The sequence below is a fragment of the Marinomonas arctica genome (assembly GCF_003259225.1).
GTDB classification, from domain to species: Bacteria; Pseudomonadota; Gammaproteobacteria; order Pseudomonadales; family Marinomonadaceae; genus Marinomonas; species Marinomonas arctica.
The window spans coordinates 1-25,059 of record NZ_QHJF01000030.1 but is presented as its reverse complement, the minus strand read 5'-3'; the positions used below and the strand labels follow the sequence as shown (position 1 = coordinate 25,059).

The 25,059-nt window shown below is 45.0% G+C and carries 24 protein-coding genes and 1 pseudogene; 9 read left to right on the top strand and 16 right to left on the bottom strand.

Annotation, left to right across the window (positions count from 1 at the left end; all coding sequences use genetic code 11):
* Window positions 1–156: 156 nt before the first annotated feature.
* Window positions 157–1,314: a methionine aminotransferase gene (locus DK187_RS16805; protein ID WP_111608494.1), complete on the top strand. Its 1,158-nt coding sequence runs from the start codon at window positions 157–159 to the stop codon at window positions 1,312–1,314.
* A gap of 48 nt (window positions 1,315–1,362) precedes the next feature.
* Here DK187_RS16805 and DK187_RS16800 read toward each other — a convergent pair whose 3' ends face one another.
* Together DK187_RS16800 and DK187_RS16795 are read right to left on the bottom strand one after the other, a co-directional pair.
* Complete coding sequence (locus DK187_RS16800; RefSeq protein ID WP_111608493.1) at window positions 1,363–1,770, bottom strand: GFA family protein; 408 nt, start codon at window positions 1,768–1,770, stop codon at window positions 1,363–1,365.
* Window positions 1,771–1,800: 30 nt separating this feature from the next.
* Window positions 1,801–2,076, bottom strand: coding sequence for an Lrp/AsnC family transcriptional regulator (locus tag DK187_RS16795; RefSeq protein ID WP_111608492.1), 276 nt, complete (start codon window positions 2,074–2,076; stop codon window positions 1,801–1,803).
* A gap of 361 nt (window positions 2,077–2,437) precedes the next feature.
* On the opposite strand from DK187_RS16795, the gene DK187_RS16790 reads away from it, so the two are divergent.
* The gene (locus tag DK187_RS16790) at window positions 2,438–3,730 is read left to right on the top strand and encodes a dicarboxylate/amino acid:cation symporter (RefSeq protein WP_111608491.1); all 1,293 of its coding nucleotides are present in this window, start codon (window positions 2,438–2,440) and stop codon (window positions 3,728–3,730) included.
* 81 nt (window positions 3,731–3,811) lie between these two features.
* On the opposite strand, the gene DK187_RS16785 is transcribed toward DK187_RS16790, so the two are convergent.
* Window positions 3,812–4,852: a zinc-dependent alcohol dehydrogenase family protein gene (locus DK187_RS16785; protein WP_111608490.1), complete on the bottom strand. Its 1,041-nt coding sequence runs from the start codon at window positions 4,850–4,852 to the stop codon at window positions 3,812–3,814.
* A gap of 139 nt (window positions 4,853–4,991) precedes the next feature.
* On the opposite strand from DK187_RS16785, the gene DK187_RS16780 reads away from it, so the two are divergent.
* The 3 genes from DK187_RS16780 (at window position 4,992) to DK187_RS16770 (ending at window position 8,309) form a co-directional block, all read left to right on the top strand.
* Entirely contained in the window at window positions 4,992–5,453 is a 462-nt protein-coding gene (locus tag DK187_RS16780) for an Lrp/AsnC family transcriptional regulator (protein WP_111608489.1), read from the top strand.
* Between the two features lie 154 nt (window positions 5,454–5,607).
* Complete coding sequence (locus DK187_RS16775; protein WP_111608488.1) at window positions 5,608–6,060, top strand: PA2169 family four-helix-bundle protein; 453 nt, start codon at window positions 5,608–5,610, stop codon at window positions 6,058–6,060.
* Window positions 6,061–6,320: 260 nt separating this feature from the next.
* Window positions 6,321–8,309 carry a BCCT family transporter gene (locus tag DK187_RS16770; protein ID WP_111608487.1) on the top strand — a complete coding sequence of 663 codons (1,989 nt, stop codon included), beginning with the start codon at window positions 6,321–6,323 and terminating at the stop codon, window positions 8,307–8,309.
* 114 nt (window positions 8,310–8,423) lie between these two features.
* On the opposite strand, the gene DK187_RS16765 is transcribed toward DK187_RS16770, so the two are convergent.
* The 6 genes from DK187_RS16765 to mtgA form a co-directional block, all read right to left on the bottom strand.
* Entirely contained in the window at window positions 8,424–10,064 is a 1,641-nt protein-coding gene (locus DK187_RS16765) for a diacylglycerol kinase family protein (protein WP_111608486.1), read from the bottom strand.
* Between the two features lie 98 nt (window positions 10,065–10,162).
* On the bottom strand, window positions 10,163–10,774 hold the full coding sequence (locus tag DK187_RS16760; RefSeq protein WP_111608485.1) for a cytochrome b: 612 nt from the start codon (window positions 10,772–10,774) through the stop codon (window positions 10,163–10,165).
* 274 nt (window positions 10,775–11,048) lie between these two features.
* Window positions 11,049–12,977: a B12-binding domain-containing radical SAM protein gene (locus DK187_RS16755; protein WP_111608484.1), complete on the bottom strand. Its 1,929-nt coding sequence runs from the start codon at window positions 12,975–12,977 to the stop codon at window positions 11,049–11,051.
* A 139-nt stretch (window positions 12,978–13,116) separates the two neighbouring features.
* Entirely contained in the window at window positions 13,117–13,893 is a 777-nt protein-coding gene (locus tag DK187_RS16750) for an IclR family transcriptional regulator (RefSeq protein WP_111608483.1), read from the bottom strand.
* Window positions 13,894–13,911: 18 nt separating this feature from the next.
* Window positions 13,912–14,814 carry an MBL fold metallo-hydrolase gene (locus tag DK187_RS16745; RefSeq protein ID WP_111608482.1) on the bottom strand — a complete coding sequence of 301 codons (903 nt, stop codon included), beginning with the start codon at window positions 14,812–14,814 and terminating at the stop codon, window positions 13,912–13,914.
* A gap of 179 nt (window positions 14,815–14,993) precedes the next feature.
* Window positions 14,994–15,674, bottom strand: coding sequence for a monofunctional biosynthetic peptidoglycan transglycosylase (gene mtgA, locus DK187_RS16740; RefSeq protein WP_111608481.1), 681 nt, complete (start codon window positions 15,672–15,674; stop codon window positions 14,994–14,996).
* Between the two features lie 202 nt (window positions 15,675–15,876).
* On the opposite strand from mtgA, the gene DK187_RS16735 reads away from it, so the two are divergent.
* Window positions 15,877–16,566 carry a metal-dependent hydrolase gene (locus DK187_RS16735; RefSeq protein ID WP_111608480.1) on the top strand — a complete coding sequence of 230 codons (690 nt, stop codon included), beginning with the start codon at window positions 15,877–15,879 and terminating at the stop codon, window positions 16,564–16,566.
* A gap of 47 nt (window positions 16,567–16,613) precedes the next feature.
* Here DK187_RS16735 and DK187_RS16730 read toward each other — a convergent pair whose 3' ends face one another.
* The 3 genes from DK187_RS16730 to DK187_RS16720 all read right to left on the bottom strand — a co-directional run bounded on the left by DK187_RS16730 (window position 16,614) and on the right by DK187_RS16720 (window position 18,865).
* Window positions 16,614–16,940, bottom strand: a complete 327-nt coding sequence (locus tag DK187_RS16730; protein ID WP_111608479.1) for a helix-turn-helix transcriptional regulator — start codon at window positions 16,938–16,940, stop codon at window positions 16,614–16,616.
* On the bottom strand, window positions 16,937–18,262 hold the full coding sequence (locus DK187_RS16725) for a type II toxin-antitoxin system HipA family toxin (RefSeq protein WP_111608478.1): 1,326 nt from the start codon (window positions 18,260–18,262) through the stop codon (window positions 16,937–16,939). Before DK187_RS16725 ends, DK187_RS16730 begins: the two co-directional genes overlap by 4 nt.
* A 219-nt stretch (window positions 18,263–18,481) precedes the next feature.
* On the bottom strand, window positions 18,482–18,865 hold the full coding sequence (locus tag DK187_RS16720) for a SpoIIAA family protein (protein ID WP_111608477.1): 384 nt from the start codon (window positions 18,863–18,865) through the stop codon (window positions 18,482–18,484).
* 278 nt (window positions 18,866–19,143) lie between these two features.
* On the opposite strand from DK187_RS16720, the gene DK187_RS16715 reads away from it, so the two are divergent.
* Window positions 19,144–20,238, top strand: coding sequence for a methyl-accepting chemotaxis protein (locus DK187_RS16715; RefSeq protein WP_111608476.1), 1,095 nt, complete (start codon window positions 19,144–19,146; stop codon window positions 20,236–20,238).
* A 36-nt stretch (window positions 20,239–20,274) separates the two neighbouring features.
* Here DK187_RS16715 and DK187_RS16710 read toward each other — a convergent pair whose 3' ends face one another.
* From DK187_RS16710 to DK187_RS16695, 4 genes are all read right to left on the bottom strand, one after another.
* Window positions 20,275–20,424 carry a DUF2256 domain-containing protein gene (locus tag DK187_RS16710; RefSeq protein WP_111608537.1) on the bottom strand — a complete coding sequence of 50 codons (150 nt, stop codon included), beginning with the start codon at window positions 20,422–20,424 and terminating at the stop codon, window positions 20,275–20,277.
* A 132-nt stretch (window positions 20,425–20,556) separates the two neighbouring features.
* Complete coding sequence (locus DK187_RS16705; RefSeq protein WP_111608475.1) at window positions 20,557–21,306, bottom strand: DUF481 domain-containing protein; 750 nt, start codon at window positions 21,304–21,306, stop codon at window positions 20,557–20,559.
* A 419-nt stretch (window positions 21,307–21,725) separates the two neighbouring features.
* Window positions 21,726–22,073: a hypothetical protein gene (locus DK187_RS16700; protein ID WP_111608474.1), complete on the bottom strand. Its 348-nt coding sequence runs from the start codon at window positions 22,071–22,073 to the stop codon at window positions 21,726–21,728.
* A gap of 3 nt (window positions 22,074–22,076) precedes the next feature.
* Window positions 22,077–22,718, bottom strand: coding sequence for a hypothetical protein (locus DK187_RS16695; RefSeq protein WP_111608473.1), 642 nt, complete (start codon window positions 22,716–22,718; stop codon window positions 22,077–22,079).
* 514 nt (window positions 22,719–23,232) lie between these two features.
* Here DK187_RS16695 and DK187_RS16690 point away from each other — a divergent pair.
* Both DK187_RS16690 and DK187_RS16685 read left to right on the top strand, forming a co-directional pair.
* On the top strand, window positions 23,233–24,726 hold the full coding sequence (locus tag DK187_RS16690) for a Fic family protein (RefSeq protein ID WP_111608472.1): 1,494 nt from the start codon (window positions 23,233–23,235) through the stop codon (window positions 24,724–24,726).
* Between the two features lie 126 nt (window positions 24,727–24,852).
* Window positions 24,853–25,059: pseudogene (locus DK187_RS16685) on the top strand (transposase); the annotation flags it as partial.

The following is a 25,059-nucleotide window of genomic DNA, read 5'->3' as shown; positions in this document are numbered from 1 at the left end:
TGATTAAAACGCCAAGACTTGTGTCTTGGCGTTTTTGTTACTGCCGACCAATATGCCATTATCGATCAAGACGTGCTTCTTATTCAAAGATCATTGACGATCTATCCATAAGTCTTTTAACTTAGTCGCATTCATTTCTTTTGGGGCGACATCATTGTGACCAACGCGTCTATTCTTACCTCTAAGCTGCCTTCTGTCGGCACCACTATTTTTACCAAAATGTCGGCGTTGGCCGCAGAAAAAGGTGCGATTAACCTGTCGCAAGGATTTCCTGATTTTCCACCGGATGCTCGATTATTAGAACGCGCATCGCAGGCGATTTTAACTGGTAATAATCAGTACGCTCCTATGGCTGGTTTGCCGATATTACGGGAGGCGATTGCCAATCTGATCGAACGTCATTACGACCGAAAAGTCAGCGTGTTAGATGAAATTACCGTGACGAGTGGTGCGTCGGAAGCCATTTTTGATGCAATTGCTGCGTTAGTGCATAACGGTGATGAAGTGATCTTGTTCGATCCCGCCTATGACTTATATGAACCAGCCGTGACCTTAGCCGGTGGTATTTGTCGTCGAGTTACGTTGAGCGCCCCTGAATTTCGCCCTGATTGGCTGGCGTTTGCTGAATTGCTTAGCGATAAGACGCGTTTGGTATTAATCAACACGCCACACAACCCAACGGGAAGTTGTTGGTTGGCAGAAGACTTAGAGTCCTTATGGCAAGCGATTGCGAGTCGAGATATTTATGTACTGTCCGACGAAGTGTATGAATTTATACATTTTGGTGAATCCGCAGTGAGTGTTCACAAACACTCAGAGTTAAAGAAACGCAGCGTAGTGGTGTCTTCTTTTGGTAAAAGCTTTCATTTAACCGGCTGGAAAGTAGGCTATGTCGTGGCGCCAGCGGAATTAACCGTCGAATTGCGCAAGGTGCATCAGTTTGTTTCTTTCTGTACGGCAACGCCTTTACAGCAAGCCTTGGCGGAGCATTTGATGGCTTTACCGGAAGCGAGTACTGGCTTGGCAGTGTTTTATCAGCAAAAGCGTGATGTGTTGAGAAAGGCACTGGCTGACAGCCGATTTACCTTACTGCCATGTGAAGGCACGTACTTTCAATTATTAGACTATAGCGCGATCAGTGATATGCAAGATGTGGCGTTCTGTGAATGGCTCATAGATGCGGTTGGCGTCGCTGCGATTCCGATTAGTGTATTTTATCAACAAGCGCCTAAAGATCAGCGTATTATTCGTTTATGTTTTGCGAAGGAAGACAGCACTCTACTTGAAGCGGCTCGACGATTAGCTCAGTTGTGAGTGATATAAAAAAGCCAATATCAAATGATGTTGGCTTTTGATTCGGTTTTAGTTTGGCATTTCATCGAACGCGGGAACATCGCCTAAATGGTTATCCCAGTTGCCTTTGCTGTTCATGAAAATGTGCGCTTGTGGTGTGATATCAACGTCAGTGTCTAAACAGCCAGCAGGAACGATGACCAAGCCACGAGCTTTCGCATCGGTAGGCACATTTGAACCACACACAGAGCAAAATGTCCGTGCAAAACGAGTCCCCTCAAGGTGATAAAAACTCAGTTTATCTTCGCCACTCAACCAACTAAGTGTCGCATCAGGTGCAAACAAATTAGCACAATGGGCTGTGCCTGAGGTTTTTCGACAACGGCTACAGTGGCACAAGAAGAACTTCTTAAATTCGCCTGCCAATTCAAATGTCACCGCGCCACATAAGCAAGATCCGGTGTGAAGATGACTCATAACTGCTCTCTCCAAAAAAGAGTTTTAAAACTAAACACCAACCGAAAACATGCCTTCCAAATCATGTTTCGAATACGCTTGAAACGCCAGCATGGTTTCTGTTTTCAAAATGTAATCGATTTGAGCAAGGTGTTTTGTCACCAATTCAGATAGTTGGTCATTAGTCTGCACACGAGCGATAGCGGCGATATCGTATGAACCGCTTACCGAATACACTTCAGATAAACCATCGATAGCGGCTAATTTTTCAGCGACTTGGTTGATGTGTTTTTTTTCAACAGACAACATAATGATAGCGGTAACCATGGCGTGTTCCTTTTTGGGGTATTAGTTTGCGCTGTCGTTTTAATCAATAGAGACAGCGAAGAGTAGGAGAATTAAAGCACCTTAGGGCGCTATTTACAAAGCAGTGATCGTACAATTTTTAAGGATGGAATAACGGCATTTTAGTGAACTTTAGTGCTGCATTAGGTTTCTACAATAAAAAAATAAGTTTGGATCGTCAGGGATGACCTGTATCATGTCGAACTTTTATTCATTTTGTGTACGGCAAAACGTTTCTTTGTCATACAGACTATTGGCGGTTTAGCTAAGCAAACCTTCGTATGGCGACGCGAGTAACCATGAACATGGCCTCGTAGCGCACATAAAACTGAGAGAGTGTGTTATGAATACAACGTTTAAGGTATTACTGGGCATGGGGCTTGGTATCGTTGTTGGGTTGATTATCAACCTGACAGGTGCAAATGCGCCAGGGACGTGGGCGAACAGTTATTTAACCGATGGTGTTTTTTACGTCGTTGGCACCATGTTTGTTAACGCTTTAAAAATGCTGGTGGTTCCATTGGTGTTTTTCTCATTAGTGTCTGGTGTGTGCGGCATTGGTGATATCAAGATGCTCGGACGCATTGGCTCAAAGTCATTCTTCTTATATTTGATTACCACGGCTCTGGCGATTGCGTCGGCGTTGTTGATTGCCTCTGGTCTTGGTATTGGGGAAGGCATGAATGCAGAATCTGCGGCCAGTTTTGATGGCAAAGCGTCTCCTCCTTTGTCGACAGTATTAATTAATATCATACCGTCTAATCCAATCAGTGCGATGGCGCAGGGCGATATGTTGCCCGTGATCTTCTTTTCTATCATGTTTGGCGTGAGTATCTTAATGGTGGGCAAGAAAGCGCTTGTGGTCAGTGACTTTGTGGAATCTCTTAATGAGATCATGATGAAAATGGTCACAATCATTATGGCGGTTGCCCCTTATGCGGTCTTTTGTCTTATTGCCAGAGCCATTGCGGATCTTGGCATGGATTTATTGGCTCAATTACTGGGTTATGTCTTAGTCTTGATTGGTGTCTTGCTGTTCCACCTATTTGTGACTTTGCAGTTGGTATTAAAAGTATTGTCAGGTTTAAGCCCTATCACTTTTATGAAGAAAATGCGTAATACGCAGGTGTTTGCGTTCAGTACTTCCAGCTCTAATGCGACGATCCCAGTGACCTTGCGTGCGGTGACAAAACGTCTAGGCGTGAAAAACTCGGTGGCGTCTTTTAGTGTGCCGTTTGGCGCGACCATCAATATGGATGGCACCGCCATCATGCAGGGCGTAGCAACGGTATTCATCGCCAATATCTATAATGTTGAGCTGGGCATGGTAGGGTATTTGACTGTCATCATGATGTCCGTTTTAGCCTCTATTGGAACAGCCGGCGTGCCTGGTGTTGGTCTTATTATGTTGTCTATGGTGTTTGCACAAGTCGGTTTGCCGATTGAAGGCATTGGTTTGATTCTAGGCGTTGACCGCTTATTGGACATGATTCGTACGGCGGTTAACGTTTCTGGCGATGCGGTGGTCTCTGTGGTCGTGGCAAAAAGCGAAGGTCAGTTTAACCAAGAGATTTATGATGACCCAGATGCGGGAAATACGACGGATCAGCCCTTAGAAAAGCACTCAGTGGCTTGATTACAAACAGGTATTCCTGCTGATTAGCTTAAAAAGCGCTTACCACAACAGTAAGCGCTTTTTTATAGAACACAATAATGGTTAAAAGCGTGTGACGACGGTGACGCCCGGTGGATTAATTTTATCCATATTCGTCAACGCGGCGATGGATTCTTCTAGGCTAATGGTTCGCCCCAACAGCTTTTCTGGGCTGAGTTTGCCTGATTTAATCATCGCCAACATGGCGTCATAACGAAACGCCTGCATACCATGGCTACCGATGATTTCAAGCTCATGGGCGATGACCAGATTCATCGGAATCGGCGGTGTGGCTTGATCCGCTAACAGCAAACCGACTTGGACGTGCTTGCCGAGCTTTTTCAAACTTTTAATCGAGTTGATGCAAGTTGTCGGATGACCAAGCGCATCGATTGATACATGAGCGCCGCCGCGGGTGATGTCTTTAATGGCTTCAGCCACATCTGCCACGCTGGTGGCGTTAATCGTTGCGTAGGCGCCTAGGGCTTTTGCGAGCTCAAGTTTATCGTCTGTTACGTCTACGGCAATCACATTGGCACCAATGCTGTTGGCAATCATGATGGCTGACAAGCCAACACCGCCACAGCCATGCACAGCCACCCACTGTCCTGCGCTGACTTTACCTTGATCGACAACCGCTCTAAACGAGGTAACAAAGCGACAGCCAAGGCTTGCGGCTGTGGTGAAGTCGATGGTCTCTGGCAGAGTAACGAGATTCACATCCGCATGATGAATAGAGACGTATTCTGCGAAAGACCCCCAATGGGTAAATCCCGGTTGGGTTTGATTGCCGCAGACTTGATGATTGCCGCCATGGCATTCTGGGCAAGCACCGCATCCGCTAACAAAAGGTACGGTCACACGGTCGCCTACTTTGAAGCGTTTAACGTCTTTGCCCACGGCCTCAATAATACCGGCAAACTCATGGCCGGGAACGTGTGGCAGTACAATGTCTGGATCGTGTCCCATCCAACCATGCCAATCACTGCGACACACTCCGGTCGCTTCTACCTTGATCACCACACCATGATTTTCTGGTGTTGGATCGTCGACATTCATGATTTTGGGGGTAGTCGAAAAGCTCTCGTAGACAACCGCTTTCATTGTTTGCTCCTTGGTGGTCATTGCATCAGCTTAATAGACTACTGAATGCAGAAGAAATTACCTTGCTCTTTTTCGTGTATATTGTCGCTTTTAAGAAATACTATTTCTAATAATAGACAAATTAGAGAGGAATCTTTCAATGGTGGCTTTGGATAAGGTAGACACTGATATTGTTCGACGTATGCAGCAAGATGGAAAATTGACCAATGCCAAATTAGCCAGCGAGCTGTCGTTGAGTGAGACACCCTGTTGGCGCCGCTTAAAACGGCTGGAAGAGGAGGGCATTATTACCGATTATCAGGCGAATCTTGACCGTCGTAAATTAGGCTTTGGTGTGATGGCGTTTGTCCAGCTGACTTGCAATCAACACGATGAAGACACCACACAAGCGTTTGAAGAGATCATTCAGCACTGTGACAATGTATTGTCCTGTCATAACACCACAGGCGCGGCGGACTTCTTGTTGCAAGTGGTTGCTAGGGATTTAGACGATTACAGTCGCTTTGTCGACCATGTTCTGAGAAAGTTACCGGGCGTGTCAGCGATTGCTTCGAATATTTCTCTGCGAGAATTGAAATCGTCCACCCGATTACCAGTGTAACCCTTAATGGTGTATCTACTTCTTGTAATAAACATGCAGTCTAAGTGCATTTCCTCCAATGCGGTTGTTTTTCATCCTGCCATCGCCAACTATGTAGACAGGAACACGCAATAAAAGAAACGCTAATTAGGCGCTATTTAGCTTAGGAGGAAAGATGCAAAACCAAACGGCACATGCCCACCACATTACAGACATTATTAAAGTAATGAACGGCGGTATTGAATTCTACCAAGAAGCGAAAACCAAATTAGACGACACGACTTATAATGCCTTTTTTGACCGCATGATAGGTGCTAAATCAGAAGCCGTTGCGGAGCTTCAGCCATTTGCTGTTGATCAGCAAGGTGAAGTAGAGACGGATACCAATAATCTAGTCAAAGCGCGTCAGGCTTACACTAAGTTAATATCAAAAATCACCAGCGAACCAAGCACTTTTACTTATGTCGATCAGTTGGAAGAGGTGGAAGATAAGGTTCTAGAAGAACTTGATCTTGCCCTAGAGCGGAACCAACCCCAAGACTGTGAAATGACTCTGCGCCGCGTTAAAGTCAGAATGAAAGAGTGCCATGACGAAATGAAAGCACTGCAAGTGGCCGCTCAACATTAACAATTTGTACAGGAATTAAACAGCGCTTTATTTCGCCGATTAGCGTCCGTTTGTTAAAACGAGACCAAGGTGAAACTTAAGAAAAATAAGCGCTGAATACCGCTTTAACACAAAAGCCAGCATTGGCAGATTAGGGGCAATGCTGGCTTTTTTGTGTCTATCTGACGGGTTCACTTAATACGTAAAATATTTAGACATCTAATCATTTTCTTGCAATTATTGTCCGCTTTTGTCAAAGTATGCATAAAGGAGGAGCCTTTATGACCTATTCACAAAAGACGGCAACGGGGGCGATTTTGCTTCCGGTCTTTATTCCAACCGTTGTCGTTACCCTATTTCTTATCGTCGGAACCTTAAGTAACCCAGAGCTTGCAGGAGAAGTATTTCAAAGCGCATTGGCTTGGGTAACTAAGACCTTTGGCTGGTTTTACATGCTGGCAACCGCGATTTTTCTGGTATTTCTTGTTTGTATCGGGTTTAGCCGCTGGGGAAATATCCGCTTAGGCCCAGACCATGGAGACCCTGAATACAGTTTTCCCGCTTGGTTTGCCATGCTGTTCTCGGCTGGTTACGGGATTGCTTTGTTATTTTTTGGCGTGGCTGAACCTGTTTTACATTTCTCCCAACCGCCTAACGCTACCGCCGAGACAATCGGTGCTGCTCGCGAAGCCATGCAGATTGCGTATTTCCATTGGGGCTTACATATCTGGGGCATTTACGGCCTGATGGGGCTGGTGCTGGCGTATTTTGCGTTCCGTCATGGTTTGCCGCTGTCGGTGCGTTCGGCGCTGTATCCTCTGATTGGTGATCGTATATACGGCCCTATTGGTCATATTGTCGACGTATTTGCGATTCTCGGTACCTTATTTGGTTTGGCCACTACGCTTGGCTTGTCGGTTACCCAGATCAACGCAGGTTTGCATTACCTTTGGGAAGACATTCCGATTAGTACCATGGTGCAAATCACCGCTATTGGCTTAATCACCTTAGCTGCCATTGGCTCTGTGGTTGCGGGTATGGATAAAGGGGTGAAAAACCTGTCGATTTTGAATATGGGCTTGGCTGTATTCATCATGGTGATTGTGTTTTTTGTTGGCCCAAGCATTCATATTCTTGATGCCTTCGTACAAAACACCGGCTCCTATCTGAGTAACATTGTCGAGCGTACTTTTAATCTACAGGCTTATACGCAAAGTGATTGGATTGGTAATTGGACGCTGTTTATTTTTGCTTGGACGATCGCTTGGGCACCGTTTGTTGGTTTGTTTATTGCCAAGATTAGCCGTGGTCGTACGATTCGTCAGTTTATTTTTGGCGTGCTTGCGGTTCCGACTCTGTTTACCTTTTTATGGTTTGCTATCTTTGGTGATACCGCTCTGTATTTGATTATGGAACAGGGCAAGGATGTTTTGATTGGCGAAGTACAAGCCGATCATTCTGTTGCGTTATTCCAGTTCTATGACTTGTTGCCTTGGTCAACTTTTTTATCAGTGATCACCGTCTTTTTGATCATTACTTTTTTTGTTACCTCGTCGGATTCGGGTTCCTTAGTGGTGGATTCATTGGCATCTGGTGGCGCGCTAGAAACACCGGTTTGGCAGCGTGTATTTTGGGCTTCGCTTGAAGGTATTATTGCAGCTACCTTATTGTTGGCTGGTGGACTGAGTGCGTTGCAGACCATGAGTATTTTGGCGGCATTGCCTTTTGCTATCATTATGTTGATCGCTGCGTTGGGGTTATGGCGAGCTTTGGTCATTGAAGGACACCGTGGTGCAGCAGTAGAAGCAGCGGCCGCACCAGGACGAGCCTTTAGTACTGAAGGCAGTTGGCGCAAGCGTTTAAGTACCTTGTTTAAATTCCCTGGCGAAGCCAAGGTAAAGCATTTTATTAAAGATGTTGTCGAGCCGGCGATGGTAGAAGTGCAGAAGGAACTGGCGACTCATGGTTGGAAAGCCAACATCACCAAAGAAGAAAATGGTGTGACGTTCCAGCTAGAGCGTGACGAAAAATTGGATTTTTATTACCAAGTAGTCGCCACGGAACATGAAATACCAGAAGCGCACAGTGAGAATTCGAAGTACGACACTCATTGGCAAGCAGATGTATACATCCGCAACGGTGCCCTTGGTTATGAACTTTATGGCTGTAGCCAAGATGAGGTAATTCGAGATCTTATTGACCAGCTAGAGCAGTATTTCAACTTTGTTGATGCGGCGCCTGGGCAATTGCCTTGGAATACCGTGTCTTAACAAGGACGGCACACTGAATAAAAAAGCGGCAGAATGCCGCTTTTTTATTGTTTAAACAGGATGTTACGGGGCATTTTGACGCTTAGTACCTTTAACGTCTAAAACCTCGCCTTTTTAAATCGCGACGGATTCTGGCACGATGACACTTAATGATTTAGGCTTAACGATGACTTCTAGTGTTTCTGCTTCGCGCGTTTCGCCGTCTATCACATAGTGACCGACTTGGCTGATATCCACGGTGACGCGTTGTGCTGACCGGTGGAAAATGCCATTGTTGCCTTCAGCGGATTCACTGTCTTCATGTTGATCGCCCATGCCAAGCATGGCGAGTTCTGCCAAGTTCAATATTTGCATGCGCTCTGGGTCTAACCAGGTTAAATCCAGTTCGCCGTCCATAATATTGGGCACACCTTTTCCTTGCGCCAATAATGTCGTAACAGGTGCGGCATTAGCAATGGTTAAGCTTGGCGTTTTGATGGTAAAGGGCGCTTCATCATTGAGTTTTACGGTAAATTCATGCACTTCGTTTTGACCAACTGCCTCCCATAAGCCCTTTAAATAGGCCAGTTGACCGCTGGTATTTTTCTTTTCTCGGTCGGCTTTTTCAATCATTTGTTGCTCAAAGCCAACGCCAGCGAGCAATAGCATCAATTCGCCATTGCAGGTTGCGGTGTCAATCCGCTGTTCGCAACCATCGATCAGATTTAAGCAGATGGTTTCAAGTGAAGCCACTTTTGAGAGCGTGCCGCACAGTACATGGCTTAAAGCATTGGCCGTTCCAAAGGGAATGATCCCCAATTTAATATGAGTGCCAACCATCGCTGCGGCGACCTCGGTGACCGTTCCATCACCACCGCAGGCGATGATCATATCGGGGGATGCTTTTACCGCTTCTTTGGCTAGATCGGTACCATTCATTTCTGGCGTGGTGGTTTTGACCGTGACATTAAAGTAGGCAGATAAATAGCGCAAAATAACGTCTTGTTGTTCTTCCCATTGACGAGAGCCCGATACCGGGTTGGCGATTAACCACGCGGAGTTATGCACCACCAAAAGCTTATTGTCTAAAGCGCGTTTTAAATATTTAAATTGGCGTTTGTTCAAACGAGCCGTTTGGCGGATTTTACGTATTTTCTCCATGATGTCATTGGGTGACGATTTGGGATGTTGGCTGAGTAAGTACGCCGCCATCATGAATACGGAACGGCCACGGCCTAAAGCGCAGTGAATAACAACGGAACGTCCTGTCTTACGATGGGTATGTATCCAGTTTAATGCGCGGTGGATTTGTGTATCAGACGGCACCGAATGATCAAGAATAGGGATGTTCAAATAATCGATATCGGCTTGAAAAGCCACCCAGTTTAATGAGCTAAATTCTGCTGTTACGTCTAATACTGCACTGATATTAGCGTTTTTAATATCGTGGATATCAGAGGGAAATAGACGCCTTGCAAGATACAACCCTTTATCAATTTCCTGCAAAGCCGGAACCGGATCATTGCTTCGTGCCCAGCTGTTATAAAGCTGCGTGCCCCATAGAAAAGGCATAAAAATCCAACGAACGTACACGGGTACAGTGCCATCGGAGCGCTTGCGAAAAATAGTGGGCTTGTTTAGCAGATAAGCAAGACTGACGGTGAAAAACGACAAGGCAAACCATGCCCAAGCCAACTGAAAATACACATTGCTGGTCATAACAGTGAACAAGACAAAGACAGCTGTGATCAATAAATAATAATTTGGTTTAAACAAGGGACGCTCCTAGTATCCAGTTATTACGTTAAAGAGTAACACACACGCTTCTAAATGGCAGATTGGAAGGTTCGTTTATTCTTTAAGCCGTCTGTGATCTATGATGGTGATCCATCACTGGTTTGTCCTAACATACGTGCCAAAGTCTTATCTTTAAACCAAAAGTGATGAGTCAGCGCCATGATGATATGCCCTGTGATTAATCCGCCGAGCAGCCATGCAAGCGGACTGTGTAAAAGGTCGGCTGGAGCAATCATCCAAGCAATATCGCGCTCTGCTTCGGTCACGAGAATCATGCCATAGAATTGAATCGCATAGCCTTCCCCGTATTGGCGTAGCAGTGCTAAAGTGGGTAAACACAGCAGTATCACATAAAAAGTAACGTGCACAACGCGCGCTAATTTACCACATACACTCGGTGTTTTTGGGGGGCGCTGCTGTCGGTTAAGCCATGCCCAAATGAAACGTACTAGGGTGACAATCAAGATCATCAGACCCAATGTGCCATGAGGGCCAATGTCTGATAAAAATAGTGTAACCGTGTTTTTCCCCGTTCCTCGCCATGCCAGTACCACGGTGAATTGAAGCATCACTAAGATGGCAGTGAGCCAATGCAGTACACGGCTTATTCGGCCATAACGGCTTGGGCTATCGCGCCATTGCACTGTGCGTTGGTTCGTTGTATCGAAAGCGTTTATATTTAACGTCATTGTTTATTGGCTCCTTAATGTTCGTCTTGTCCATAGATATAGAAGAGCACAAATTATAATGGTAATCGTTATTATTTGTATCTATTTTGTTGCAGGAATGATGACACCCCTTATCTGATAGTATGACAAGCGTATTTCAAATATAAAAAAGCCCGGCAGGTGAAACCTGATATAGGTTTAGAAAAGGAGCGAGTGAAGACACCAATGGGCTTTTATTGATGTCATTGAAAAAGCCTTACCTGTAATAACGTCAGACAGTGTCCCAGTCTAGTTACTAACTGCTGACAATCAGGTCGTTTAAGGCTTTGGCAATTAGGTCTTTTTTCACCAAGGTGCGTTTCACGGGTTTATTAAACCAGAAATCCATGGGTTGATCAAAGCCGATGCCGTGCATGTAGTTGTAGAGTGCTTTGCGCAGTCCGTCGCCCAACATATCGTGATCCGTGCCGGTTGGATCGGTGAAATCCACATCGTTTTCCGCGAACAAGATATCAGGGCGTTCCGCGAGCGTGATGCCATATTCTTCCGGATTAATGCCAATTGGGCTGTGTGCCGTAGCCGCGAATCGATGCCAGAACGCCGATTGGAAGCATTCTTGCGCCATCATTTGACGCACCATTTCGAGCGCATCAATGGTTTCTTGCTCGGTTTGTGTGGGGAAACCGTACATCAAATAAGAATGCACTAGAATACCCGCATCACTGAAAGCTTTGGTTACGCGCGCCACTTGCTCAACACTGACGCCTTTTTTCATCAGTTTTAGCAATCTATCAGAGGCCACTTCAAGACCACCGCTTACGGCGATACAGCCAGAATCCGCCAATAACTGGCAGCGCTCTGGCGTAAAGGTTTTTTCAAAACGAATATTGCCCCACCAACTGATCACTACGCCCCGTTCGATTAGGCGTCTTGCTAGCGCAAACAGCGCTTTTGGCGGCGCGGCTTCGTCGACAAAGTGGAAGCCAGTCTGACCGGTTTCGGCAATCAACTCTTCAATACGATCTACCAGAATATCGGCGCCAGCCGCATCGTAACGATCGATGTAATCCAACGTCACATCACAGAAACTGCATTTACGCCAATAACAACCGTGGGCGATGGTTAGCTTATTCCAGCGTCCATCGCTCCAGATGCGGTGCATGGGGTTGAGCATTTCACAGAGTGACAAGTATTCGGTTAACGGCAAGCCGTCATAAATTGGCGTGCCGACATCGGTTTGCGGAATATCATGCAGCTCGGCATTTTCATTGTAGTGAACATAAGGCTCGCCATTGTTGTCTTCAGCAAGAAAGTAAGTACGTACTAACTCATCGATTTCACGCTGGCCGTCAAAGAATTCCAGCAAGGTCATAAACGGGCGTTCGCCATCATCCAGACAGATGAAATCGACAAACTCAAATACGCGAGGATCTTTCAGTGCGCGCAGTTCTGTGTTGACAAACCCACCGCCCAACACAACAGGCAAGTCAGGGTTGATGGCTTTACACGTTTGCGCAATGCGTAATGCGCCTAGCATATTGCCGGGAAACGGTACGGTTAAGGCCACCACACTAGGCTGAGTTTCTTCCAAGTACTGCTCAACTAACTGCTCTAGGATTTCTGAGCTAAAGCTCGGCTCGCCCATCAGGGTATTGTAGAGGTCATCAAAACTTGGGTTGGCCGCTGCCAAACGCTCGCCATAACGGCTGACTTCAAAATACGGGTCAACGCCTTGCGTGATCACCGCCGACAAATCATTGATAAACAACGTAGCCAAATACTTGGCTTTGTCCTGCACGCCAAGCTGACCAAAAGCGGTTTTGAGAATATCGCCTGACACTTCTTCCATCTGCGTAATGGTGTCGAACGCTGGGCCTTCTGGCAAAAAACGCCGCGAAACAATACGCAGCGCAAGACTGGAATCCTTGCCTTGTAAAAAGCGAATAACCGGTTCGACACACAGACGGTAGCGGTCAAATTCGGCTAAGAAACAAAACACCGCATCGGGCAGTTCATCGTCTTCAAATGACTCAAAATTGTCTTCTACATGCTGACGAATAATGTCCAGCGCCGGTGCTGTCATCATCTCAAGGAACAGCTCAATGGCCGGATCGCGTTGCACCGCCTCATAGCCCCGAGATCGCAAAAAGCCAGTCAGATACGCCGTCGCGGGATACGGCGTATTCAATTGCGTCATGGGTGGGGTCATCAGAAGAACGGTCATAGCTTGCCTTTAAAATAATACCGAAACGGAATAAGGCAGATTCTAGCAAATGACCTACAAAAAAGCCCTGTAAATTCGGGACCTGTGAGGCTTTATATGGGGAAAGTCGTAGAGCGGACGTTAAGGAATTGAAAGCCATCTAGTCTTTTAAGCACGAGCTAATTTCATTGGCGGTTTGGATGAGTAGTTTAGCGTAATCTCTGGCAAAAGCCTCTTCGCTTGCATATAAACTAGGCCAAACTAAATTGATACAGGCTCTTACTTTATTGCCGTTTAATATCGGTACCGCTATTGCTCGGAGCCCATCTCCCGCTCCAGGTTTTCCAAAGTAGGTCGGTGCACGAAAAGCAAATCCTTGTTGACGTATTTTGTTACGCAGTGTGGGCCAAGCCTCTAAGAATTGTTTCTTTTCTATCTCGGAGGAGGTTTTCTCCAGCCAAGTTTGCTGTAAGTATCTATCGGCTGTTTGATCGTCGCTGTAAGCAAGTAATACGCGACCAGCGGCGGAATTTATAATATTTATTTTTGTTTGAATTCGACAATGTGGGATATACACGCGGGTTAACGCGCGAGTGCTTTCAATAAAAAAAAGTTCATCTCCTATTGGGATGAAAATATCGGAAGGCCAGAGTACTTGACTGGTCAGTGACTCTGCATATTTGCATGCAATTTCAAGCAGAGGTTGATCTGCAGGAGGGATGTGAATCTCGGACTGCTGGGGTAATAATACATTGCTTCGATAACGTTGATCGAGTCTGTTTTGTCTCACTAAGTTTTGCCCACAAAGGCTTTTTAAAAGCCGATGTGTGGTGCTTTTCGGAATGCCTGTTCGCTTAGTGATTTCAGACAATGTTAGCCCTTGAGCATTACCAAGCTCTTTTAGGATTTTGATACCACGATCAAGGGCTATTGTCATAAATGTAAGCTCGCTTTGTTATTCAAAAACGTCCAAATCATTGGCGAGAACGACCTTGCCATTATAATGCTCACGTACCTGTTCGGCTGTCGACTGTACTGGTTCTGCGTAATACAGAAGGTGCGTTAAAACTAACAATTTTGGCTTAGTGGCATTGGCGACTTTTGCCAACTCCGTGGCAGGCGTATGGGCATGAGAATGGTAATTTTGCCAAGCTGGTGAGACTTTTTTCAATGCTTCATCATTGATTACTTCATGGACTAAGATGTCAACGCCTTGTGCCATCTCAATGAGCTTTTCACTATAACCAGTATCGCCAGAGATCACGATCGTTTTATCTGGTGTCGTAATTTTATAGCCAAAGGCTGGTTTAATATCGCCATGGGGGACATCAAAGGCCTCAATAGTTACATCACCATCTTTAAACACCCATCCACCCTGTTCATATTCATTGACCTTAACTTTGTATAGTTCTGGGCTTTGGACTGGCTGTGAACCATTGATACGTAAATCTAAATCGACTTGCAACATTTGATAATAACCGTCGGTTAAGGATTGAATACCCTTCGGACCGTAGGCAGAAATCTGATTGTCACGACGCCACCAGAGTGTTGATGCAAGCTCTGCGTAATCCAAAATATGGTCGCTATGTAGATGCGTGATAAATAAATGCTCAATCTTGGTTGGAGCAAGTTGAGGAAAGCCATTTGCCGCTGCCTGAATAGCGCGATGGACTGCTCCTGGGCCAATGTCGAAAAGATAAGCTTTGTCGTTATACACCACGGCGGTAGAAGAGCCGACCCGCTCAGGGGTTGTCACTGGCGTACCAGTGCCAAGTGTAATTACTTGTGTTTTCGCTATCGCTGGTACAGTTACCAAACCTATCGATAAAAGAGCGTATTGGGAAATTTGCTTCATCATAATCTGAGCCTGTTTTGTTGTTTTTATTACATGCATCATTACGTTAAGACAAAAAAAGTAAATGAAAAACTAGAAAGTGTTCCAATAGGTGGAACGCTCGTTGATAGTCCGAATACTTTTAAACAGTTGCTATTCACATAGCTAAGAGGTAAGACAAAAATGGGTAGCTGATTTATCTCTTAATGATCAAGAATCGGTTTTAAATAGTCAGGCCCTAGTTGCTGCATTTGGCGTTCGACCCAGTCGACTCTTTGGCCAAGATAATAGGTTAAACTATTAGGGTTGCGAGTTCGTGGACTGGGTAGCAGCACGGCAAGTCGTGCGGCTTGGTTCATGCTGAGTTTGCTGGCGGAGCGACCAAAATAATGTTGGCTGGCGGCTTCGACACCGTAAATGCCTTTGCCAAATTCCGCCACGTTTAAATACACTTCTAAGATACGTTTTTTACCCCAAAGAGTTTCCAGCCCTATCGCCAAACCGGCTTCTAGCCCCTTGCGGACAAAGCTGCGACCCGACCATAGAAAAAGATTCTTTGCGGTTTGTTGCGAGATGGTGCTCGCGCCACGCAGACCGTCGCCTTCGTCGTATTGGCTGAGTGCTTTGCTGATTTCAGCGAAATCGACACCAAAGTGCTCAGGGAAACGCTGATCTTCCGACGCCACCACTGCCAACGGCATATGAGGCGGCAACTCATCAATGCTGATCCATGTCTGTTTCACTGGATAATCGCTTTGCAGCATAAACGCTGTTGTGGGTATTGACGCAAAGCGAAACACCAGTAAAACAAGCACCAGTAACAGCAAAGTACGCCACAGAATGGCCCAAATTGTTTTGAAAATACCGCGTTTACGCTTTGCCATTCATTGTCTCTTAATCGGTTTAACGAGGCTTTTCTTAGCCTATTGCTTACACAAGTATAAACAATAAAGAAGCGAATCTTTAATGAATCTTTAATTTAGCGTGCGCAGATTCTAGATCTCGATTCCTGTAGCATGCGCCCATCGAAATTTCATCCTCCGCAAAAGCGGATTTCACCTTATAAAACAACAAGGAAACTCCTATATGGCTGACTTCAAAACCCACGTTACTGTGGCCGCCATACTCAGTGCGCCATTGGCCGCGAGCGCCTTTATTTTGGGCTACGCCAATATGAACGAGGCGATTTTTTACGTTTTGGCTGGAACGCTGGGAGGCTTATTGCCTGATATTGACGCCGATGACTCCGCCGCGATTCGATTAGTCTTTCGATTGTTTGGAGCATTGGTCGCGGGGCTCGCCATCGCATTTTCGTTGGATAAACTGCTCCATTGGCAAGTGCTTGCCTTAGCGATCGTGAGCTATCTCGTCGTGCGCTTCCCCATCCAGTGTGTGTTTGAACAATTCACCATACACAGAGGGGCGCTGCACAGTTTGCTTGCGAATCTTATGTTTGCGGCTCTTGCCGTACCTACCGCTTACCACTTGTTTGCACTGGAGGCGAAAACCGCCTGGGGCATTGGCGGATTTATCTTCTTCGGCGCGACCATCCATCTGATTCTGGATGAACTCTACAGTATTGAACTGTCTGGCATGCGTATTAAACGCTCATTTGGTAGCGCACTGAAACTAACGGATTGGGGCGAACCACTGGCTTCATTGATGTTAGTGCTCGGCTGTGCTGTGGGTTACTGGTTCAGCCCAGATGCCAATGCTTGGCTGGATGTTTTTACTTGGTGGCCGGAGTCAGAACGTTTAGCTGAGTGGATAAAGTAGGGGTTGGATTAATTCGATTACTTGTGGAGCTAGAGCTCACAATATTGCTATTTCACCTTTAAGTCGCCATCAAGTTGAGTGCCAGCCATTATATGTTTCGCGACATGAGGATGAATTGGCGTTAGTCCAGATTTCATTCCCAGTGGCTTGAATACCTTGTCGATAATGCTTTGTACTTGGCTGCCTTTGTCTTGTTCGATATCCGTCAAGGTACGACGGCTCACTCCAACTAACTCTGCATAACGAGTTTGAGAAAAGCCCAATACCTCCTTACGAAGGCGTTTTAACATTTGTCCTTGGGTGAGCCCACCTAACATGTGCTGTTGTAGAAGCTCTACTAATAAAGCTTGGCGTTCGGAAGCTGTCATGTTCATAAAAGACCCCAACGTGCTAGTTTCGTTTCTAACCATTTAACTTGAATAACCTCTAAAATACGTTCAGGTACGCCTCTCGCCTCCAGGCGTTGTTGTAAACCAATAAGCTTGCTTGCGGTTTGTTTTAATGCTGAGAATGAAGTGTCATACGGGCATAAATCATCAAGCTCTTCTGTAATGGCTTGCCAGCGATACTCTCCGCCTTCTTCAAATGGTGATCCCCATTTTGTGGTTCTAGTGATACCTTCAGGATCTACTTTCATTGGTGCAAAGTCATAAATAGGGGATAACCAAATATCGTTAGGCTTTTTAAGGAGAGCGGTATTACGACCATGGTTATCTGAGTTGCCGAAAGCGATATTGAGCAAATCGCGGCTTAGCCATTCGCACACAAAACGTGCAGTATCAAACTCTGTTGATTGCTTTTGTAGTACGTTACAAACAGAACGGATGACCTCAAAATGATTAAGGTAGCTCCCAGCAGGTTTGTTTAACACAGAAAAAATAGATTCCAAACCATAGCGTTCCCAGTTGAGTTCATTCCAATGAGTATCAAACCTTGGAAGCCAAAGAGAAGGGTATCGGCTTCCCTCTAGTAGCTTCATTTTCTCTGTGCTGATCGTATTAAATCCCATATCAGTTAATTCATGGTAGAAATGATACTCCGCTCGTAGAATATCGCAGTCATCTCGTGTCTTGCGACCACGTGGGAACTTCACCAGATAATGAGCATCAGCAATATCATGTTGCTCTTGAAACGTATCAATCCAAATTTCTCCTTGTGCTGAGCAACGCACTAACAGTTTGGGGGCTTCGCCCCCTGCGCCCGTTGCACCGCCACTAATGGCTCCCATCTCTTGAGCATATTCTAAAAAGCTAGAGTCGCGTTCGACCACATCATGTAAAGTGAATTTTCTAAGATGAAGAGTGGAATCAGCTGGTAAGGTGGGGAGAGACTCTTTTATTCTCAGATTGCCAACTGGCGCAATAGTACCTTTCTCCAATAAGGCAGTGTCTTGTTCACTAGAAGAAAGGGTTTGAAGTCCCCATAAGTCGATTAAATATCGACGGGCTGCACCAGCCGGAACAATATCTTCTAAAAAGCCAAACCAATGATCGGCTTCATGCTCAATCATAATTTGTACAGGTAGCACTAAGCTGCAAGCACGCTCATCGTTAAGATCTAACCACTCGACGGAATATTCAAACTCATAACCAAGACGACTCGGGCTAGCTGTCCCTCTTTCAGGATTGAGTAGTTTTAATATAGCGATATCGCGCCATTCTTGTTGAGTCAGAGCTTGGATAGTAAGTGTTTTCATCGAATGCCTTTATGAGCATAGTTTTGCTCATTATAGCTATAAAAAGTATTTTATGAGAAGATAATTGCTCAAAAATATCTTTTAAGGTTATTTATGAGCATAGTTTTGCTCATTTAATGTGGTTGCAAATGGATTTATGGAGCCACTTACATCTCTGATATTAGTAATCTACTGCTATACTTATAAAGGGTTTGTTAAGTCCAACCGTCCAAGACCGACTTAAGAAGCCATCACCCAGTCAGTCGCTTCTTTCTTACGCTTGAATACCTTGATGTCCGCTGAGATAAACCAGCTTATGACGCGAATGAGTCTATTTTGCCAACGACTCTTTCCATAGATAGCAATACGATTAAACTCACCACCGAGTCGTTGGCTTAATAAAAACTCCTCCCACGCGCTTTTTATACTCCAGCCTTCGAATTCACTAATATCGACTAGCAACACCGCGTAAGGGGAATGGATAGAATAAATCGCCGCCTCTAACTGAGGCGTAATGCGTTCAAAATCCAGCTCGCTTGGGTGGCCTGATGTTTTCATGTTAAGTAACAGCTTGTCGTTATAACGCGTTGCCTTTAGCGAAACACCGCTTTTGTAGTTAGACATAACTCGCTCCTGAATCACTTTTAATTGATACGAATACTGTAAAGCAAAGCGGTCTGTATGAAAGTTGATTAACTCAGCATAGATGGTCAACAAGCGGTGTGGAATTTGTGTTTTTTGTCATGACCGTCAGTAAAAGCAATAGAAAAAGGGGGACTTAAGGTGCCTATCTCAAAATTGAAATTGGTTAGCAGATAAACAATTATTCACAACATCTGTTTTGTGATCTGATCCAATCTTTTAAAAAGCATTATTCACAACAATAAGAATAGGAATTCATCATGAATGCGAGACAGAATATGTGGCTGGCTGGGTTGCTGATCACCGCAGTCCTTGCGGCCATTGCGTTGACAATTCAGTTCACACTAACCGTTAGTTTGCCAACGGTTATCAGTTTGATATTGGTTTGGCTGCTTACCGCCGTCGCCATACTGGCGATTGCCATTGGCCAGAAAAAAGGTCGCCAGCAAGATCAAATGTTGCAATCTGTCAGGGACACAATGGCTAAGCATTACGCCGATCATTCTCAGTTGAGCTTGCCGACAAATGCAGATGACTTTCCACGTTGGGTCGATCGTGTTTTTCACGAGTTAACACAGCCAAAACAAGAAGCCGGGTCTGTCACGGAACGAGATACCGTACTGCAGAGTCACATTGATGCGCTGAGTCAGATTGCCAACCAACAAGAACAAGATTTGTCCGATATTCTTGAACGCCGCCAGCACAGCGCGCCACTTATTCAAGGCGTTGCCGCCAACACCGACATTATCGCCCAAAAAGTCGGTACTCTGGTAAACGATGCCAATCAAGGTCAGCGCAATTTGCAATTAGCCGAAAATGTCCTGCAAGAGCTTACTCAGCAAGTGTCCTCGACAGCGGCTGTGATTAACCAGCTGTCGAACAATTCGGTGCAAATTTCCTCTGTACTCGACGTGATTCGTAGTATTGCAGACCAAACGAATTTGTTGGCGCTGAATGCTGCTATTGAAGCCGCGCGGGCAGGCGAGCAAGGCCGAGGGTTCGCTGTTGTCGCCGATGAAGTACGTAACCTTGCCAGCAAAACTCAACAATCCACTCAAGACATTCAAGCCATGATTGAAAGCCTGCAAAAGGGCGTGACACAAGCGGTAAACAACATCGACGGCAGCGTTCAATCGGTACAAAATACCGTCGAGCTCACCAACAAAGCCGGTGAATCTCTGACGGAAATTTGTACCGAAGTGCATGGTATTAACCAACTGGTTCAGGAAAATTCGGCCAAACAAATCAATATTGGCAAGTTGGCTGTGGAAGTGAACGAACGATTAAAACGTCTCAATGAACAAACACTCGAAGCAAAAGCCCTGTCAACACAGCTTCAAGAGGCCATTGGCTAACACTAAATAGGCGTCAAAAAACAAAAAAGAGGCTGGTTAATTGGCCTCTTTTTTTGCTTGGCGCTTGCACCGTTCAGAGCAGTATTTCACCTGCAGCCAATCGCGCTCCCACTTCTTACGCCACGCAAATGGACGCTGGCAGACAAGGCAAATCTTTTCAGGTAAATGAGGTTTTTTGTGTGTCATAGCCTTGTTTACGTACTGAACAGCCGATTGGATCTTTTTAGTGATTGGGAAATTGAGGGCGGATGAAAACAAGGCTGTTCATCAGGCAGAACCCGAGCCTGAGAGCGTCATTTTCATCCGCCCCTAATTAACCTAAAATGAGTAGAGCACAGAGACAGAGGTTTCCGTGTTGGTTTTTTTCGTATCTACAGGCACATCCGTCGAATGTTTGACACGGTAGGAAAGCTTCATCGCTAGGTTGTCGACTATGTTTGCTTGAAGCGATGAAATGGACTCAGAAATGGCGCTGCCATTTTCGGTGCTGATTTCGGAGTTTAGCTCTTGTCTAAACAACGACGTTTTAGAGAGGTGCTCTTCGTAGGTTGCACTGAATCGCGCTATCGGCGTCCGTTCTGAAGAGTCCGTTGTGTAGTCTTCGTCTATCTTATTATTTCGATAACCGGCACCCACCGACGCTTCTAAATAAGAGCCATCTTCTTCTTGCCAGAAGCGATTACCATAACCGGTTGATGCTGAACTTTGGTATTCATAACCCGAGAACAAATCTTTATTGTAAGCGCCTCGTAAGTACCAAAATTGACGGTCGTTAAAAATGTAGTCTGCTTGTATTGAACTGCGATACTGTTCTTCTGTTTTGATGTCGTCGGATTCAGCGTAAATGGAAGCAAAGGTATAAGTGTTACGCCAGGTTTTTAGCTGTTGAGTCACATTGAACTTACTATTGAGGTTGGTGGTGTCACTGTTACCGGATGTTAATAACACACCTAATTCGGCAGAGCCTTGCCAAGATTTGTCGCTCTTATTCTGTGGGTTCGTGTCTGCCGCGTACGCCAATTGTGTGGCAAAAATGGCCAACAAGGGTAACTGGTATCTGTTTTTCATCGGACTTTCTCCATATTTATCGGCCATTAAAATGAGGTATGGTTAACGGCATTTGTTGTTTCACTGATGTTACATACACCGAAGAGCAACAATACATTCAAGTGTGTGTGTTTCGCGTGGCTACTTCTGGTGAGTAGCAAACACGTTAAAAACTACCATTTCTACGCAAGCAAATCGGCTAAACAGCCGTTTTTGCGATTTTTATTCATTATTCAGAGTGCGTAAATTGGGGGCAGATGTTGAGGTATCCCCACAAAATTGTAAATTGGGATTTGATGAAAAGAGTGTAAATAGCCGATATTCAAGGGAGGAGTCTGATTTTTTGGTCATGAGAGTATTTTGGATGTTTTGCTGTTGAAGCTAAGCTTTTCGCTAGATTTCACCATTTTGCTAAGAAAATGGTAACGCTTCACCACTTTTTAGTGTTTTTTAGATGTGATGGTGAGGACGTCTGCGGCAGGTATAAAAAAGCCCGTGTCTTTCGATACAGGCTTCATTGCACAAATAGGCCAATCTTCTTCTGTAAGAGGTGTTTCTTTGAAACCTTTTGATTGTAGTTGTGCTTTTAGTTTGTTGTATTCTACATAGGTCATTATGCTAACAATCAGATCTACGTCTTCGGTATGTCTTACTTGCTCAACGGTCAATTCATCTGTGATCAGCAAGGCTGTTGTGCAGCCGCCGACAAAGGTTACCGTTCCCCTTAACTCATCTAATGCTAAGGCGACTTGCTTTAGCATTTCTTTTTGGACGTCTCTTGCGCTCATTGCTTACTCCAAAAAAGACTTTAGCTTGTCCTTTGCTATGTTGGTTTCCCGCGCATTGCCTAATCGTATGGAATCGATTAAGGCGAGCATGGCGTACATGTCAGGGTCTTTTTTTATTGCTAGTGTCGCTGATTTAAATAAGGGCTCAACAGCTTGTCCTTTATTCGTGCCTCTGGCATCAGGCCACACAGGAATGAGTTCCCCAGAACTTAAAATATCGTTTTGTAAGATAGGCGCAGCGAACGATGTTCCTATACCTCTAGTTACTTCGCCTAGCTTGGCAGGAAAGACATATTTAATACCTGAAATAATAAACTCAAATAGAGCTTTTTTATTGGCCCTCGGCACGCCAAATTGTCGATCTTTCTTAGCTAACCCAATGTCTATGCAGCGTCTTAGTGATTCGCTGATCTGAGTTTTGCTTATGCCTGTTTCTGCTTCAAGGTTACGAGTGGTATAGGCAAAATCACGAAATTCACTGCTTACTGTTGGGAAGAGTAACGGCTGACCAATGTCATCGCTATGGCTTTCCCAGTCTCGCCAGTCGTGAGGCCATGTGAATATACCTCTGTCTTGTGAGGACGAGTTTTCTTGGTGTTCGAGAGAGATGAGCTTTAATAGCAAACCAATGTCTTGACTTTTCATGGCATTATAAAACCTCTTGTCCTGTGTCTCGGGACACAGGACAAGCCTCGTGCATATTAATACAGATTGCAAGCGCTTTTTCTTGGTATAAAAACTTAGTCTGAACTAAGCCTTGTTCAAAGTACATGCATCAGATGAGGAGCTAGGTCGAGTACGCACAGTCATCCGTTCCGACATAGCATTGGAGAATGACAGATTTTAAAAAGAGATTGAAATGCTAACGGGCAGTCGTGTGTCGCCTATGAAGCGAGGGCGGAAACAGAGTCAGAGAGCTTAATTTTTATCTGACCCCAATTTTTCCCCAATTGCTACAGATCCCAATTGCTGTAATCTTTTTCATGAAGAAATGGAGATTTGTAACAAAAATCTTAGCTCCGTAAACATTTTCTTAGACTAAATTGCAGTTAGGCGTATCCAACACCAAGTAACAATGCTTAGAATGTAACTATTATCTTAGCGAATGAAGCAGATATAACTAAAATCTTAGTTTTGTAAACATTTTTTGGTACTGAATATGACAAATACATCCGTAGGCTACGCTTACTTACTAGAGCGCGCAGATATCAAAGCGCTACCGTTGCAAGTATCTGCCCGTGTTATGTCAGTAACTAAGGTGCAACTAATTGACAATACATTAGCAACGCCAGCCTCATTAAAGCCTTTGGATAAGATACTCGATCACATTCTTTTTGCACTGAAATACGAAGACCTTAATTTACAAATACTTTCCCAAACACTGCTCAAAGTTAGCGCAGAAGCGCTCCTAGAGTGCTATGAATCCGCTCCTATGGGGAAATATATCCGTATTGCCTGCCTACTTTGGGAACACTTTCATCAGCAATCATTACCACGCACCGCTGAACTAACACGTGGTAACTATATCCCTTTATTAGATCCAAAGCGTTTTATCACCGCAGATAATAAGACGAATAAACGCTGGCGCGTCCATGTCAATGTAATCGGCTCCTTAGACTACAGCATCATCGTGAAGCGAACTGAGCGACTTGAAAAAGCATTGGCCAAAAATACTTTGCAAAAAGCCAAAGAGTTTACTGATGAGTTAGATGACGCCATGCTCAACCGAGCTTTATCTTGGATGTATCTCAGTGAAACCAAAGATTCCTTCGCTATCGAGAAAGAGCAGCCCGATACCAATAAAATCCAGCGGTATACCAACCTACTGAGACAAGCACACATTCCCCGTGCAATCGATGAAGACTATTTAGCAGAATTGCAAAAGGCCACGATCAACAACCCCTATGAATGGGCCGTCTCCTATCGCAATGAGCAGAACTACTTAATTAATGCTCCTGGATCTATTGGCGTTACGTATATACCACCCTCACCGAATTTATGCCGTGAACTCATGCAAGAGTGGGAGCAATTGACCAACCAGTTACCAGAGCAAGTAGATCCTATTGTACTTGGTGCGGTCATCTCATTTGGTTTTGTATTCTTACACCCTTTTATGGATGGGAATGGACGCTTATCACGCTTTATGTTTCATCACGTATTATGCCGCAGCGGTCAGCTCGCGAATGGCTTGTTACTGCCTGTCTCGGCCGTTTTGTATAACAAAGAGCGAGAGTATCTGGCTACATTAAGCGCTTACTCCTCCGAAATCAGAACCTTCTGGCAAGTTGACTACCTCGACACAGAAAACTATGCTTTTGAGTTCAAAGGTCATGAATCTATCTATCGCCATTGGGATGGCACCGCCTGTGCTGAGTTGATGGCGGAAGCGTGCGACGAAGCCATGGAACACTATATCAAGCAGGAAGTGGCGTATCTCAACCAATACGACACTCTAAAACGCCATATCAATAAGCAGTACGATATTAATGACCGAACACTTTCAAAGTTGGTCGTCTTCTGTTTAGAGCAAAGCGGCAAGATATCTAAGAAACGTAGAGATCAGTTTCAATATGAAGTGCCCACTGATGCCTTTGACGCTTTAGAACAAGCCTACTCAGAAATGAAATTGGGGGCTGAAATTGGAGTCAGATGAAAATAGAAAACTTACCAAAGAACGGGCACATTGTGGGAAGGGCGATTTAAATCTTGTGTCATCAGTGCTGAGGAATACTTTTTTATCTGCCAGCGATATATTGAGCTAAATCCCGTTAGAGCTAATATGGTCGCTCATCCAGCTGACTACCAATGGTCGAGCTATCGCTTTCATGCTCAGGAGTCACTGGCTCTACAAAGTGAGCTCTGGCAACCACATGAACTTTATCTCAAGCTGAGCCGTCAGCAGGAAACGCGAGCGAAGCGTTACCAAGCCTTATTCAAATACCACATCCCAGAAGAAGAACTCGGACGAATTCGATCTGCTACGCAT